Annotated in this window: 13 protein-coding genes; 11 read left to right on the forward strand and 2 right to left on the reverse strand. The window is 67.4% G+C overall.

Annotated features, from left to right (window positions below):
- Positions 1 to 100: 100 nt before the first annotated feature.
- Positions 101 to 556 carry a hypothetical protein gene (locus Q1K70_RS01835; protein WP_300154938.1) on the reverse strand — a complete coding sequence of 152 codons (456 nt, stop codon included), beginning with the start codon at positions 554 to 556 and terminating at the stop codon, positions 101 to 103.
- 38 nt (positions 557 to 594) lie between these two features.
- Positions 595 to 1788, reverse strand: a complete 1194-nt coding sequence (locus tag Q1K70_RS01840) for a DUF459 domain-containing protein (RefSeq protein WP_300154940.1) — start codon at positions 1786 to 1788, stop codon at positions 595 to 597.
- 231 nt (positions 1789 to 2019) lie between these two features.
- Between Q1K70_RS01840 and Q1K70_RS01845 the strand changes: the two genes are divergently transcribed.
- The 11 genes from Q1K70_RS01845 to Q1K70_RS01895 all read left to right on the forward strand — a co-directional run bounded on the left by Q1K70_RS01845 (position 2020) and on the right by Q1K70_RS01895 (position 14584).
- Entirely contained in the window at positions 2020 to 3474 is a 1455-nt protein-coding gene (locus tag Q1K70_RS01845) for an MBOAT family O-acyltransferase (RefSeq protein WP_300154943.1), read from the forward strand.
- A gap of 319 nt (positions 3475 to 3793) precedes the next feature.
- Positions 3794 to 6034, forward strand: a complete 2241-nt coding sequence (locus Q1K70_RS01850) for a DUF459 domain-containing protein (RefSeq protein ID WP_300154946.1) — start codon at positions 3794 to 3796, stop codon at positions 6032 to 6034.
- 179 nt (positions 6035 to 6213) lie between these two features.
- On the forward strand, positions 6214 to 6423 hold the full coding sequence (locus Q1K70_RS01855) for a hypothetical protein (protein WP_300154948.1): 210 nt from the start codon (positions 6214 to 6216) through the stop codon (positions 6421 to 6423).
- Positions 6424 to 6484: 61 nt separating this feature from the next.
- A complete protein-coding gene (locus Q1K70_RS01860; protein ID WP_300154951.1) occupies positions 6485 to 6784 on the forward strand; it encodes a hypothetical protein in 300 nt (99 codons plus the stop codon).
- 264 nt (positions 6785 to 7048) lie between these two features.
- Positions 7049 to 7924, forward strand: a complete 876-nt coding sequence (locus Q1K70_RS01865; protein ID WP_300154953.1) for a 50S ribosomal protein L11 methyltransferase — start codon at positions 7049 to 7051, stop codon at positions 7922 to 7924.
- 82 nt (positions 7925 to 8006) lie between these two features.
- Complete coding sequence (locus Q1K70_RS01870; RefSeq protein WP_300154956.1) at positions 8007 to 8960, forward strand: UDP-glucuronic acid decarboxylase family protein; 954 nt, start codon at positions 8007 to 8009, stop codon at positions 8958 to 8960.
- An 18-nt stretch (positions 8961 to 8978) separates the two neighbouring features.
- A complete protein-coding gene (locus tag Q1K70_RS01875) occupies positions 8979 to 9971 on the forward strand; it encodes a glycosyltransferase family 2 protein (RefSeq protein WP_300154959.1) in 993 nt (330 codons plus the stop codon).
- Positions 9971 to 10990 carry a glycosyltransferase family 2 protein gene (locus Q1K70_RS01880; protein ID WP_300154962.1) on the forward strand — a complete coding sequence of 340 codons (1020 nt, stop codon included), beginning with the start codon at positions 9971 to 9973 and terminating at the stop codon, positions 10988 to 10990. The genes Q1K70_RS01875 and Q1K70_RS01880 overlap by 1 nt, the downstream gene beginning before the upstream one ends.
- A 1-nt stretch (position 10991) precedes the next feature.
- Positions 10992 to 12467, forward strand: a complete 1476-nt coding sequence (locus Q1K70_RS01885; RefSeq protein WP_300154964.1) for a radical SAM protein — start codon at positions 10992 to 10994, stop codon at positions 12465 to 12467.
- 67 nt (positions 12468 to 12534) lie between these two features.
- Positions 12535 to 13470: a glycosyltransferase gene (locus tag Q1K70_RS01890; RefSeq protein WP_300154966.1), complete on the forward strand. Its 936-nt coding sequence runs from the start codon at positions 12535 to 12537 to the stop codon at positions 13468 to 13470.
- Between the two features lie 46 nt (positions 13471 to 13516).
- Entirely contained in the window at positions 13517 to 14584 is a 1068-nt protein-coding gene (locus tag Q1K70_RS01895) for an NAD-dependent epimerase/dehydratase family protein (RefSeq protein ID WP_300154968.1), read from the forward strand.
- Positions 14585 to 14838: the final 254 nt, after the last annotated feature.

Consider the following 14838-nt stretch of genomic DNA (forward strand, 5'->3'; position numbering starts at 1 on the left):
TCCCACCCGCCTCCCCATCCGCACCCGCTGGGGAGGTCAAGGAGGGGGTCACCCCCTCCTTGCCGCCGGAGGCATCTTCCCTCTTCCCCTCCAACCTCTCCTACCGATCCCGTCCGAACTTCTCGAACTCGGCGAAGGCGCTGCGTTTGGCTTTGTTTTTGGCCTTGATGTCGTCGAGGATGGAGCTGCTCAGGTCCGAGGCGTCCACGGGTTTGACCCGGACGCGCGGCATCTGGCCGGGATCGAGGAATTGGCCGCCGAGGTCCGCCAGTTCGTTGGGCGTGAGCATGGAGCCCGAGGAGGGTGGGGGCGACGGCGGGGAAAGGGGAGTAATGAGTTCCGGCTCGGGCGGCGCAGCGGCGAGGGGTGGTTCAGGCGCTGTGGGCGCTGTCAGGGTGGGCGTGACTGTCGGGGCGGGGTCGGTCATGGGGACGGCCTGGGGCGTCGGGGCGGCCTTGGGAGCTTCGCCGGCCGGAGCCAGGGCCTGTCGCAATTGGCGCAGCTCGGCCAGGATGGCGAGCTGTACCTTGAGGATTTGTTGCAGGGTCGTTTCCATGTCCCGGCCCTACCATGGGGGCGGGGGCGGGTAAAGGATCAGCGCTTTTCCAGGGCGGCCATGGTCGGGCTCATGGAGGCGAGTGTGGCGTGGGCCAGCAGTTTCGCGCCGTAGGGCGTGAGGTGCACGCCGTCGGCGGTGCGGGTGGCGCGGGGGCCGCCGGGCGCGGGCAGGGACTTGGCGTAGTTGCCGCCGGCGTCGGCCAGGGTGCGGCGCACGTCCACGAAGCGGCAGCCGGCCAGTGCGTCGATCTGCCGGGCGATGACGCCGTTGATGGCGGCCACGTCGGCGTTGAGTTTCGGGTCGGCCATGACCGGCGCGCCGATCCAGTAGATGCGGGCTTGGGGGTTGCCCTGGCGCGCGAGCTCCACGAGCCTGCGCACGCGCCGGGCGTATTCCGCATCCCAGCCCGGGCGGCCGAAGGCCACCTTGCCGCCGTCCGGGCGGGTGAGCGTCTGGTTGTCGTTGGTGGCGATCATGATGACCACCACATCGGGCCGGGCGGTCGTGGCGGCGGCGGCCATCTCGCGTTCCCAGTTGAAGAAGTCGGGCCGGGCCAGGCCGCTGGAGACCTTGCCCTTGGCGAAAAAGGCCGTGCCGGGCCGGCCGGCCAGCAGCGGGCGCAGGGCGTCGGCCAGGAAGATGGACAGGGAGTCGCCGGCCACGAGGACGCTGCGTCCGGCCGTGGCCATGACCGGCGTGGGCGTTTTTTCGGGCTGGCGCGGGGCCGGCTTTTCCGGGATCGGGGCAACGGCCGGGAAAGTCGTCGGGTTCTTGACGGCGACCGTGGCGAGCTTTGCCGGCGGCGTCTCGGGCCGGGGCGCGGCGGCCGGCTCCATGGCCTGGGCCGGTTCGGCCGGGGCCAGGGAAACGAGGCGCAGGGGCCTTCCGGGCGCGCCCAGGCGGTCGTCGGTACGCACGGCCACGGGGCCGCTTAAGGGATGGACGGCGGCCTTGTCCACGGCCAGGCGCACGGCGTAGGCCGCCACGGCCTGGCGCAGGGCGTGGCCGTCCGGGCGTTCGGCCGCCTCTCCGGGGTGTTCGTCGAGGTCGAGGTCGGCCACCAGGGCGCGCAGGGCATCGTCTCCGGCGGGGAAGGGCGTAGGCGGGGCGACCGGGGCCAGGCCGGGGTGCGTCGGGCGTGGCGAGGCGAAAAGCGCCGTCGCCAGGGCCAGGGCGGCCAGGGCGAAGCGTCCGCGGCGCAGGAGGGCAGGGGGCTTGGCGTTTGGCATGGTGGTTCGGGGTTTGCCCCGGCCGGACCGTCCGGCCGGGGCCTGGACGGGGGATTGCAAGGGCCGGGCCGAAACCGCCTCCTTATATTTATTTAAAATTACTGTATTTTCCATTCGGCAAGGGTGTCGACTCCCTGACGCCCGTTTCCGGGCCGGGCGCAAGCCGGTTGCCTTTTGGCGGCGTCGACGCTAGCCTACGCCGCAGCCTAAGAAGGACCAGCGAGCCCGTTGATGAATATCACAAGTTTCGAATTCGCGTTATTTTTTGCGGTGATTCTGCCGCTCAACTGGATGCTTCGCCGGTTCGCCGGGCCTTACCGGCTGTTTTTGCTGGTCTCCTCGTACGCGTTCTACGCCTCGTTCAACGCGAAATTCCTGCTGATCCTTTTGGTCTTCAGTTTTCTGACCTGGTTTTTCGCCGTGGTCTTCGCCGAAACCTCGGATTTGCGCTTCCGACGGTTCTGCCTCATCCTGTACGTGGCCTTCTCCCTGGGCATGCTCGTTTTCTTCAAGTATTACGAAATGCTCTATATCTCGGCCGACTGGCTCTTCCGGGTCTTCGCGGCGGCGAACCCCGTGCCGCTGCTCGATGTCATCATGCCCATCGGGATTTCCTTTTTCACCTTCCAGGGCATGAGCTACGCCATCGACGTCTACCGCGACCCGGCCAAGGTGGAGCGCAGCCTGGTCGAGGTCTTCTGCTTCATCGCCTTTTTCCCGACCATCCTGTCCGGGCCGATCCTGCGGGCCGGCAATTTTCTGCCGCAGCTCAAAAAGGAGCGGGTCGAGCCCGTGGACTTCACCCGGGCCTTTTATCTGCTCACTCGGGGGCTGCTCAAAAAAATCATCATTTCCAGCTACCTGTCCGAGCACATCGTGCGCACGACCTTCGGCGCGCCCGAGGGCTTTTCCTCGGCCGCGGTGCTGGTCGGGGTGCTGTCCTACGCGGCGCAGATCTACTGCGACTTTTCCGGCTATTCCGACCTGGCCCAGGGCGTGGCCCTGCTGCTCGGCTTCGACGTGCCGGACAACTTCAACGCGCCCTATTCCTCGCGTTCGCTGCGCGACTTCTGGCGGCGCTGGCACATCACCTTTTCCGTGTGGCTGCGCGACTACCTCTACATTTCCCTCGGCGGCAACCGGAAGGGCCGGGGCCGCAAGTACGCCAACCTGGTCACGACCATGGCGCTCGGCGGGCTGTGGCACGGCGCGGCCTACAACTTCCTCATCTGGGGCTTCATCCACGGCTTTGGCCTGGTGGGGAACCATCTGGTGACGGAATTTCGCGCCTCCCGGGCGGCGGCCAGGGAGGCCAAGGGGCTCGCCCCGGCAGAGCCGGGCTTCGGCGCGGCCGTGTGGTCCGGGGCCTGCTGGCTGCTCACCTTCTGCTACGTCTGCCTGGCCTGGGTCTTTTTCGGGGCCGAGGACGCGGGCAAGGCCGTGGACATCCTCCGGCGCGTGATCGCGTTCGATCCCTCCGGAGCCGGGTTCCGCCCGGCCTGCCTGGTGCTGGTCGTGGTGGTGGTGGCGGTGCAGCTCATGCACTTCACGGGCCGGGACGCCTTTCGCAAGAGCTTCGAGTGGCTGCCTTTTCCCATCCAGGGCGCGGTCCTTGGGCTGGTCGCGGCCTGCATCCTGAAGCTCGGCCCGGACGGCGTGCTGCCGTTCATTTATTTCCAGTTCTAGTTTTTTTCCTTTCTTTTCCGCCTTTTCCTCGATTCTGGTATTTTTCTTGTAAGCGGGAACCCGTTCTGGTATGGTGCAAGACCAGGATGGGGAAGCAGCCATGGCGGCTGCGCCTATTTGCAAGCGCCTCGAATCGTTGGGGAAACGAATCGTCACAGGAGGCTAGGGCGCTTGCTTGGCGCGGCGACAGGGACGCCGGCTGTATAAGTCTCTTATCCCATCCCGGGTCGCGTTTCTTACATTATCATGCTCCGTCCGGGGACGTGGCGCAGGCGATGGGGGTCGCCGGCGCGCGCACCGACGAGCGTCGAGGTGTTGCATGCGAAACCCGAGTCAGGTCCTCCTCCTGGCCGTTCTGATGGCGTCCCTGATCCTGCCCCCGGGCCTGTTGCCCGTGGCCGGCGCGACCGCGCCCGCCCAGGCCAAGTCCCGATCCGTCCTGCTGGTGGGCGATTCCCTGTCCATCGGCCTCGGCAAACAGCTCGACGCCGTCTTCGCCAACCGCGAAGGCGTGCGCTTCGCCCACCTGGGCAAGGTGTCGAGCGGGCTGGCCAATCCGGGATTCTTCGACTGGGACGCGCAGCTTGCCGCCCAGGTCAAGGCCCATCATCCCGATCTGGTGTTCATCATGCTCGGGGCCAACGACGACAAGCCCTTGCCGGCCCTTGGCGGCGGACAGGCCGCCTTCGGCACCAAGGCCTGGGACGCGGCCTACGCCGTGCGCCTGACCAGGCTGCACGCCATCGTCCGGGCCGAGAACCCCAGGGCTTCGGTCGCCTACATCGGCGTGCCGGTCATGGGCGATCCGGCGTTCAACGCCCTGATGCTCCATGTCAACGGCGTGATCAAAAAGACGGCCGAATCCCTGGCCGACGCCTCCTACATCGACGTCGAGGCCACCCTGGCCGACGCCTCCGGAGCCTACGCCCCGGTGGCCCGCACGGCCGACGGCAACGTGGTGAAGCTGCGCGCCGAGGATGGGGTGCACATTTCCGGGATCGGCTCGCGCCTGCTGGCCGCCCGCTGCCTGGAAGCCGTGGCCGGGACCCCGGGCCTGCCCGGCCGGGAGCTTTTGGCCGCCGTGGAAGACCGCGACGCCACGCCCCTGGCCGCCGCGCCGGCTCCGGTGCGCCTGGCCGAGGCCAAGGCTCCCAAGGCCGCGCCGGCCAAGATCGAGGCCGCCAAGGCCGAGGTGGTCAAGGCCGAACCCGCCAAGGCGCAGGCCGCGCCCGTCGTCGCGACGGCGGCCAAGGCCGCGCCGGTCAAGGTCGAGCCGGCCAGGCCCGCCGCGACCCCGGCCGCCTCCGGCGGCGCGTACGTGGTGGCCGACGGCGACACCCTGTGGTCCGTGGCCAAGCGCCTGGGCGTGTCGCCCGACGCCCTGGCCGCGGTCAATCCCGGCATCGACGCCCGCCGCATGTCCATCGGCCAAACCCTGGCCCTGCCCGCCGGCACGACGTTCGTGGCCGAGGCCAAGGCCGAGCCGGCCAAGACCGCTCCGGCCGCCCAGCCCGCTCCCGCGCCGCGCGCCGCCGGCGTGCACGTGGTGGCCGAGGGCGACAATTTCTGGAACGTGGCCCGGCGCTACGACGTGACCGTGGCCGCCCTGACCGCCGCCAATCCTTCCGCCGACCCGACCCGGCTGCGCATCGGCCAGGAACTGGCCCTGCCGGGCGAAAAGGCCGGCCAGGCCTCGGCCGTGGCCGCCGCGCCGGCCGTCGACCAGCGCTACGTGGTGGCCGACGGCGACAACCTCTGGTCCATCGCCCACCGCCTGGGCATCGACGTGGACCGTCTGACCCGGGCCAACGCCGCGGTCGATCCCCACAAGCTGCGCCCCGGCCAGGTGCTGAATCTTCCCGGCGTGGCCCGGGCCGAGCGCGAGCGCCCGGCCCCGGCTCCCAGGGCCGAGGAGGCCTCCGGCGCGGTGGTCGGCGACGCCGGCCTGTACCCGGTGGCCAAGGGCGACACCTTGTGGGCCCTTTCCCGCCGCTTCGGCGTGGACCTGGAGACGCTCCTTTCCTTAAACGGCGAGGTCGATCCCTCCCGCATGCAGGTGGGCCAGCTCGTGACCATTCCGGGCGGCGGGCCCTCGGCCTCGGCCGAGACCCTCGTTTTCCCGGTCAGCGCCGGGGATTCGCTGTGGAGCATCGCCCGGCGCTTCGACGTCTCCGTGGACGCCCTGGTCGCCGCCAATCCCGGTGTCGATCCCTTGCGGCTGCGCGAAGGCCAGACCCTGCGCGTGCCGTCTTCCCTGGCCGCCGTGGCCGCCTCGGGCGCGCCCAAGGAGGCCTCGCGCAAGGCTCCGGCCCCGGCCGCTCCGACCGCGGCCCGTCCGGCCGAGGCCCCGGCCCAGGCCCCGATCGCGCCCGCCGCGCTTGACGCGGCCGCCCGCGTGCATACCGTATCCGAAGGCGACACCCTGTGGGATCTGGCCCGCCGCTACGGCGTGAACGTGGCCGACATCCTGACGGAGAACGCCGGGCTCAACCCCGTGCGCCTGCGCGTGGGCCAGATGGTCCGGGTGCCCGGCGGCGCGGTGGCCATGGCCGCGCGCTAGCCTGGGGAACGCCGCACGAGCCCTGCGGACTGCGGCCGCAGGGGCGTCGGGGAGGCCTGCCAAGGGCGGCCGCCCCGGATCGGCAGAGGGGAAGTGCCCCGCACGGGCCGGGGATTTGACCGGCGGCGAGGAGCCGGCTAAAGGAAGTCCCCAGGAACGCAAAAGGCACAGGAACGGCTATGAGCGCTTCGTGGTGGGACGTCATGGGGAGCACGGCAGGGTATTCCCTCCTCATGAACACCCTCGACAACATTCGGGAAGTCGCGCCGACGACCGCTTTCGAACGCGGCGCGCCGATAAGTTTGGTGTATGCCGGCAGGGTGAGCGCGCCGGACGCCTCGGGGGCTTTCGCCTCGGGCGTCGGGTCCCTGACGGACGAGAGCGCCTGACACTGCCGCAGGCCACGGGCGAGTCGATCGAGACCATGCCCGGGGCCAAGGGGGAAACGCCATGAGCGCCATCACCTTTTCGAGCGCCCTGGGAGCCGAGACGGCGGGCAGCATCGTGACCAAGACCCTGGACACCTTCAACAACACCTCCTCGTCGTCCGGCACGTCCGGAACCGAGGGTTTCGCGCCCACCGACAAGCAGACCTTCGGCGCGCAGGTGGTGTCCAAGACCCTGGACTCCATGAACAGCGGCTCCGGCAAGTCGGCGTCGCACGACATGAGCCAGACCTACCAGTTTTCCAAGGACGTGCTCGGGGCCTACACCTCGGGCGTCGGTTCCCTGGCCGACGCCAACGCCTAGGGTCGGAGCCCTTAAAGAACGCGCCGGCATTTTTAAGAAAAGTTAATTGTATTAGCATATTGTCCCAGGAAAAAGCGTGCGGTTTTCCGGGGACGCGATACTGAGGCCGAACTTTTCATTGCAATCGGGCCGCGCGGGGCGGAAACGTCGGTTCCCGTCCGCGGATCGTCGCGCGCCCATGGGCGTTTTTCGCCTCCCTTCCCGCGTTCCGGCGGTCCTTGTGGACGGCGTCGCGGGTTTTTTCATGCCAGGAGGAAGACAGACGTGCGCAAGCTCAGGCGCGTGGACATCGACGTGCCCGTCGCGGACGGCGCGGACGCACAGACGCTGGCCGAACGGGTGGAAGGCTGGCTGGCCGGCCGGGCCGACCAGGGCTGGGAGGAAACGCCCGCCCCGGACGGCGCGTCGGTGCGGTTTCGGGTGCATCTGGAAGACGGCCCGCCGGCCGGGGATTTCGTCGCGGACCTGGGGCGCGACTGGCCGGAGCTGGCCGTGGTCACCTCGGTCATCGAGGAAGAGGACTGGGGCGCGGCCTGGATGGCCTTTTTCACGCCCATCGAAGTGGGCGGGGTCTACGAGATCGTGCCGCCGTGGCTGGCCGACAAGGACACCGGGGACCTGCGCCCCATCTGCATCGAGCCCAAGATGGCCTTCGGCACCGGCCACCATCCGACCACGGCCCTGTGCCTGGAGGCCTTCGCCGAGGCTTGGCGCGCCGGGCGCATCCGGCCGGGCATGCGCTTCCTCGACCTCGGCACGGGCTCGGGCATCCTGGGCATCGGTCTTTGCCGGCTGGGTCTTTCCGGCGCGGGCCTGGACATCGACCCGCAGGCCGTGTGGTGCGCCGCCGAGAACGTGCGCCAAAACGGCGTGGCGCAGGCCATGTCCCTGGCTGTGGGCGGCGTGGGCAGCCTCGCCCCGGACGCCGCCTTCGACGTGGTCGTGGCCAACATCCTGGCCCCGCCGCTGATCGCCATGGCCGGACGACTGGTCCGCCACGTGGCCGGGGGCGGGTTGCTCGTGCTTTCGGGCCTGCTGACCACCCAGGCCCCGGACGTGGCCGCCGCCTACGTGGCCGCCGGCCTGCCCGAGCCCGCCGTGCGGGAATCCGGCGAATGGGCCGGCCTGGTCTGGGGGTGATTTACTTTCCCTGGAAACGGGATTAAGGCTTCGCTTTGCCCGTCTTGAACCATAAATCCAAACCGCGCTTAAGGCTTCAGCCATGCACCTGAAAAAACGTGTTCTCGTCACCGGCGGCGCCGGCTTTCTCGGCTCGCACCTGTGCGAACGCCTCATCGAACGGGGTTGCGACGTCATCTGTCTGGACAACTATTTCACCGGCTCCAAGCAAAACGTCATGCATCTGCTCGACAATCCGCACTTCGAGCTCATGCGCCACGACGTGACCTTCCCCCTCTACGTCGAGGTCGACGAGATCTACAACCTGGCCTGCCCGGCCTCGCCCATCCACTACCAGCACGACCCGGTGCAGACCACCAAGACCAGCGTGCACGGGGCCATCAACATGCTCGGCCTGGCCAAGCGGCTGCGCGCCAAGATCATGCAGGCCTCCACCTCCGAGGTCTACGGCGACCCGTCCGTGCACCCCCAGCCCGAGTCCTACTGGGGCAACGTCAATCCCATCGGCTTCCGCTCCTGCTACGACGAAGGCAAGCGCTGCGCCGAGACCCTCTTTTTCGACTACCGCCGCCAGCACAACCTGCGCATCAAGGTGGCCCGCATCTTCAACACCTACGGTCCGCGCATGCACCCCAACGACGGCCGCGTGGTGTCCAACTTCATCATCCAGGCGCTTCGGGGCGAGCCGCTGACCGTCTACGGCCAGGGCCAGCAAACCCGCTCTTTTTGCTACGTGGACGACCTGATCGAGGCCTTCCTGCGCCTCATGGACACGCCCGACGACTTCACCGGCCCGGTCAACACCGGCAACCCGGGCGAATTCACCATCCTGGAACTGGCCAAGCTGGTCATCGAGTATACCGGCTCCAAGTCGGTCATCGACTACCGGCCCCTGCCCCAGGACGATCCCAAGCAGCGCCGCCCGGACATCACCCTGGCCAAGGCCAAGCTCGGCTGGGAGCCCAAGGTGCCGCTGACCGAGGGCCTCAAGAAGACCATCGCCTACTTCGACGAATTCCTGCGCAAGCAGGCCTAGCGGAGCGCGTTGTCCCCCATGCCGATGACGCACGACGCAGCAACAAGCCGCCCCGCCTGCCGGCGGGGCGGCAAGATTTCCCTTGTGGTGCCCGTCTACAACGAGAGCAAGGGCCTTTGCGCCTTGCGCGACGCCCTGGTCGCCGTGATGGACGCGCTCCCCTACGAATGGGACTGCATCCTGGTCGACGACGGCAGCCGCGACGACTCCTGGGCCGTCATCGAATCCCTGTCCGCCGCCGACCCGCGCTTCAAGGGCCTGCTGTTCTCGCGCAACTTCGGCAAGGAGATGGCGCTGACGGCCGGCGTGGAAGCCGCGGTGGGGGCCGGGGCCGTCATCTGCCTCGACGCCGACCTCCAGCATCCGCCCGAGATCATCCCGGAGCTCGTCGCCAAATGGGAGGAGGGCTACGACATCGTGGCCACCATCCGCGAAAAGGTGGCCGACTACTCCCTGGTCAAAAAGCTCGGCTCCAAGGGCTTCTACTGGTTCATGCGCCGGTTCACCGACCTGGACCTGCCGCCCAATTCCACGGACTTTCGCCTCCTCGACAGCAAGGTCGTGGAGACGCTCTCCCAGTTCACCGAGGGTTCGCGGATGTTTCGCGGCATCATCGACTGGATGGGCTACAAGAAGACCTACATCTCCTTCTGCGCTCCGGCCCGCAGCCAGGGCGAGCCGGCCTATTCGGTGAAAAAGCTCTTCAACCTGGCCATCAACAGCTTCACCTCCTTTTCGCTGGTGCCGCTGCGCCTGGCCGGCTACCTGGGCCTTGGCATCATGGCCGTGACCATGCCGCTTTTGTGCCTCATGGTGCTGGCCAACTGGTTCGTGGGGGCCAACATCACGCCCATCGCCTTCTTCACGGTCTTCAACACGCTTCTCATCGGCATCGTCCTGTGCGCCCTGGGCATGATGTCGCTCTACATCGGCCACATCCACACCGAGGTCGTCAACAGGCCCCTTTACATCGTGCGCTGCCGGGCCGGAAGCTGGGACGGCCAGGCCTGATGCTGCCCGACGCGCCGCTTTTCTCCATCATCATCCCCTTCAAGGCTCCCGGCCCCTACCTGGCCGAAAGCCTGCCGCACCTGCTCGCCCTGCGGGAGGCCTCCTTCGAGGTCATCCTCCTGCCCGACGAGCCCATGGACGTGGGGGCCTGGACCGACGACCCGCGCGTGACGGCCGTGGCCACGGGCGCGGTCTCGCCGGCGGTCAAGCGCGACCGGGGGGCCGAGGTTTCGCTCGGGCGCTGGCTGGCCTTCATCGACGACGACGCCTACCCGGACCCGGCCTGGCTCACCGTGGCCCGGCTGGCCTTCGAGGCCGATCCCGGCCTCGCCGCCGTGGGCGGCCCGGCCGTGACCCCGCCCGACGACCCCTTCTGGGCCCGGGCCTCGGGCGCGGTGTTTCTAAGCCGCCTGACCGGCTTTCCCGAGCGCTACCGGCCGACTCCGCCCAGCCGCGAGGTGGACGACTGGCCCACGGTCAACCTGATCGTGCGGCGCGACGCCTTCTTCGCCGTGGGCGGCTTCGACACCGCCTGCTGGCCCGGCGAGGACACCAAGTTCTGCCTGGACCTCGTGCACAAAAAGGGCGGGACCATCCGCTACCTGCCCCAGCTCTTCGTCTGGCACCACCGCCGGCCGGGGCTCAAGAAGCACCTGCGCCAGGTGGGCAACTACGGCCTGCACCGGGGCCATTTCGTGCGGGTGCATCCCGAGACCTCGCGCCGGCTGCGCTATTTCCTGCCGGCGGCCTGGGTGCTTTTTCTGGCCGCGGCCGTGCTCCACGGCCTGTTCGTCCTGGCCGGCCTGCCGGTCTGGTGCGGCGGCGGGGCGCTCATCGGCCTCGGGTTTGCCGCCTACGCCGTTTTTTTGCTCCTGGTCCTTGGCGACCTCCTGCGTTTCGAGCCCTTGTCCGTGGCCCTGGCCGCCATCCCGTTCGTGGCGCTCACCCATGTCTGGTACGGCCTGCGCTTTCTGCTCGGCCTGACCAAGAAGAAACTGATCAGCAGCCTCGGCAGGTAACATGAAGATTTCCGTGGCCTATCCGCCGCTTTCCTCGGAGAAGGGGACCCCGCTTCTGTCGCAGAACCGGCAGTTCCAGTGGTTCACCAACCCCACCTACATCTATCCCATGGTGCCGTCCTACGCCGCGAGCCTGCTCGCCGCGCGCGGCCACGACGTCTCCTTCGACGACGGCATCGCCGACGAGATGAGCTACGAGGCCTTCATGGCCGATCTGGTCAAAAAGGCCCCGGACCTGGTGGCCATGGAGACCAAGACCCCGGTGGTCACCCGCCACTGGAAGATCGTGGCGGAGCTCAAGGCCCGGCTGCCGCAAACGACCGTGGTCCTCATGGGCGACCACGTCACGGCCCTGCCGCGCGAGTCCATGGAGCACTGCCCGGTGGACTACGTCATCGCCGGCGGCGACTTCGACTTCATCCTGGCCGACCTGGCCGACTGCCTCGCCGGCAAGCCCGTGGCCATGCCGGCCGGGGTGTGGCGGCGCGAGAACGGCGAGATCGTCGACGGCGGCATGGGGGACCTCAGCCACAACCTGGACGAACTGCCCTACATCGACCGCGACCTGACCAAATGGCAGCGCTACGCCTATAAAAACGGCAACTTCAAGTACACGCCCGGCACCTACGTCATGGCCGGCCGCGACTGCTGGTGGGGCCGCTGCACCTTCTGCTCCTGGACAACGCTCTTTCCCGGCGCGACCTACCGCACGGTCTCGCCCGAGCGCCACGTGGCCGAGATCGAGAGGCTCGTGGCCGAACGCGGCGTGCGCGAGATCTTCGACGACTCGGGCTGCTTCCCGCGCGGGGCTTGGCTGGAGGAATTCTGCGGCCGCCTCATCGACAAAGGCCTGCACAAGAAGGTCGTCATGGGCTGCAACATGCGCGTGGGCGAGCTCACCCAGGACCAGTGGAACCTGCTGAAAAAAGCCAATTTCCGCTTCATCCTCATCGGGCTGGAGTCCATGTCCCAGGTCACGCTCAACCGGCTCAAGAAGGGCATCCAGGTGTCCCAGATCGAGCAGACCGTGGCCATGGCCAAGAAGGCCGGCCTCGAACCCCACATCACCACCATGGTCGGCTATCCCTGGGAAACCCGCGAGGACGCGCGGCGCACCATCGACTTCGCCAAGTCGCTCTTTTCCCGGGGCCTGCTCAACACGCTCCAGGCGACCATCGTCGTGCCCTATCCCGGTACGCCGCTCTTCGAGGAGGCCCGCTCCAACGGCTGGCTGACCACCGAGAACTGGGACGACTACGACATGCGCGCCTCGGTCTGGAAAAGCCCGATCTCCAATGAGGACGTGTTGCAATTCAAGGACGAGTTGTATAAAGCCGCCTTGACGCCGGCGTTCATCGCACGGAAAATCATGAGCATCCGCGATGTGGATGACGTGAAGTTCCTGTTTCGGGCCGCCGGCAAGCTCTTCGGGCACCTGCTCAACAAAAGTCGCGGCAAGGGCTGCGGCTGCAAATGACGCCCGCCCGGCCGGTTTCGCGCCCACCTCGCGCGGCCGGTCGAACGAAGACCAGGGAGCGCTAGGCTTGGACCGTGTCTCGGTGGTGGTCACCACCAAAAACGAAGCCCAAAACATCGGCGCCTGCCTGGCCTCCGTCGCCGCCCAGGACATTCCCCGGGAAGCGATCGAGATCATCGTCGTGGACAACGGCAGCACCGACGACACCAAGGCCATCGCCGCACGCTTCGCCGACGTCGTGCGCGACAAGGGACCCGAGCGCTCGGCCCAGCGCAACCACGGCATGCTCGAACTCGCCACGGGCGCGTACGTCATGTTCCTCGACGCGGACATGATCCTCTCGCGCACGGTGGTGCGCCGCTGCCTGGAGGCCATGGCCGCCGGCGGCCATGTGGCCCTGCACATCCCGGAAATCGTGCTCGGCGCGGACTATTTCCCGTCCGTGCGCCGCTTCGAGCGCAGCTTCTACGACGGCACCGTCATCGACGGCGTCCGTTTCATCAAAAAAGACGCATTCGCCGCCGTGGGCGGCTTCGACGTGTCCCTGACCGGCCCCGAGGACTGGGACCTGGACAAGAAGCTCAAGGGCATCGGAACCATAGGCCTCCTGTCGCGCTACGATTTCGACGCGGTGGACGCCTACGTGGCGGGGCTCGCGCCCGGGGACATCCCCGAGGCGCTCATCGCCTTCGAGGAACGTTCCGGGCTTGACACGCCGCTTCTTTTCCACAACGAAGCCGCTTTCGACCTCGTCCGCTACCTGAGGAAGAAGACGTACTACACGGGCAGCGCCGAGGCCTACATCGCCAAATGGACCGGGCAGGATCCCGACATCCGCCGCCAGTACGGCGCGGCCTACCGGTTTCTTGGCGTCTTCGTCGAACAAGGCCGCTACCGCAGGCTCCTTTCCCACCCCGGAAAGGCCTGCGGCATGTATTTTCTGCGCTTTCTCGTGGGCGTGACGTTTCTGGCGAAAAGGACGCGCCAGGCCAGGGCGTCGTAACGCCGTTTCGGGAAATCCGCCCAATCCGTCAAAAGGAGACAACCCCGTGGCAGTCGCCATCGTCACCGGCTCGGCCGGCCTCATCGGTTCCGAAACCGTGAAATTTTTCAGCGACAAAGGCTTCGACATCGTCGGCATCGACAACAACTTCCGCAAGACCTTCTTCGGCGAGGACGCGGACACCTCCTGGAACCGCAAGCGCCTGGAGCAGACCCACAAGAACTACACCCACTACGACGCCGACATCCGCGACCACGAGTCCATCAGCAAGATCTACGGCCGCTACGGCAAGAACGTGAAGGCCGTCATCCACTGCGCCGCCCAGCCCTCCCACGACTGGGCCGCCTCGGACCCCTACATGGACTTCACCGTCAACGCCAACGGCACCCTGGTCATGCTGGAGAACTTCCGCCAGCACTGCCCCGAGGCGACCTTCATCTTCACCTCCACCAACAAGGTCTACGGCGACACGCCCAACTATCTGCCCCTGATCGAAAAGGAAACCCGTTGGGAAATCGACCCGTCCCACCCCTACGTGGACGGCATCGACGAGACCATGTCCATCGACCACACCAAGCACAGCCTGTTCGGCGCCTCCAAGGTGGCGGCCGACGTGCTGGTGCAGGAATACGGCCGCTACTTCGGCCTGCACACGGGCGTGTTCCGCGGCGGCTGCCTCACCGGCCCGGCCCACTCCGGCACGCGCCTGCACGGCTTCCTCTCCTACCTCATGCGCTGCTGCATCAACGGCAAGAAGTATTTCATCTACGGCTACAAGGGCAAACAGGTTCGCGACAACATCCACTCCCACGACCTGGTCAACAGCCTGTGGCACTTCTTCGAAAAGCCTCGCGTCGGCGAGGTCTACAACATGGGCGGCGGCCGCTACTCCAACTGCTCCATGCTGGAAGCCATCGCCATGTGCGAGGAGATCTCGGGCAAGAAGCTCAACTACGAATACGACGAGACCAACCGCATCGGCGACCACATCTGGTGGATCAGCGGGCTCAAGAAGTTCGAGCAGCACTACCCGACCTGGAAGATGGAATACGACGTGCCGGCCATCCTCCGGGAAATCTACGAGACCCAGAAAGACGTCGTCGAGACGGCGTAGCGATACGAGTGAAGATGCCTCCGGCGGCCGGGGGGGATGATCCCCCCCGGTCCCCCCCGATGGTGGGGCAAGCGCGGGGCCGGCCCGCCCGCCGCTTCGCGACGGACAGGCCGGCCCCGCACTTGCCCCACACGTCGTTGGAGGCCTGGCGACGCGTGAGCCGGTCGATGTGACGGCGCTTTTCCCCTTCACCCTTTAAGAGTTTTTTGGGAGGGTGGGGGTCCGGGGGAGGGAACCTTTTTTTGCAAAAAAAG

Source organism: Solidesulfovibrio sp. (assembly GCF_029978005.1).
In the GTDB taxonomy this organism is placed as follows: Bacteria; Desulfobacterota; Desulfovibrionia; order Desulfovibrionales; family Desulfovibrionaceae; genus Solidesulfovibrio.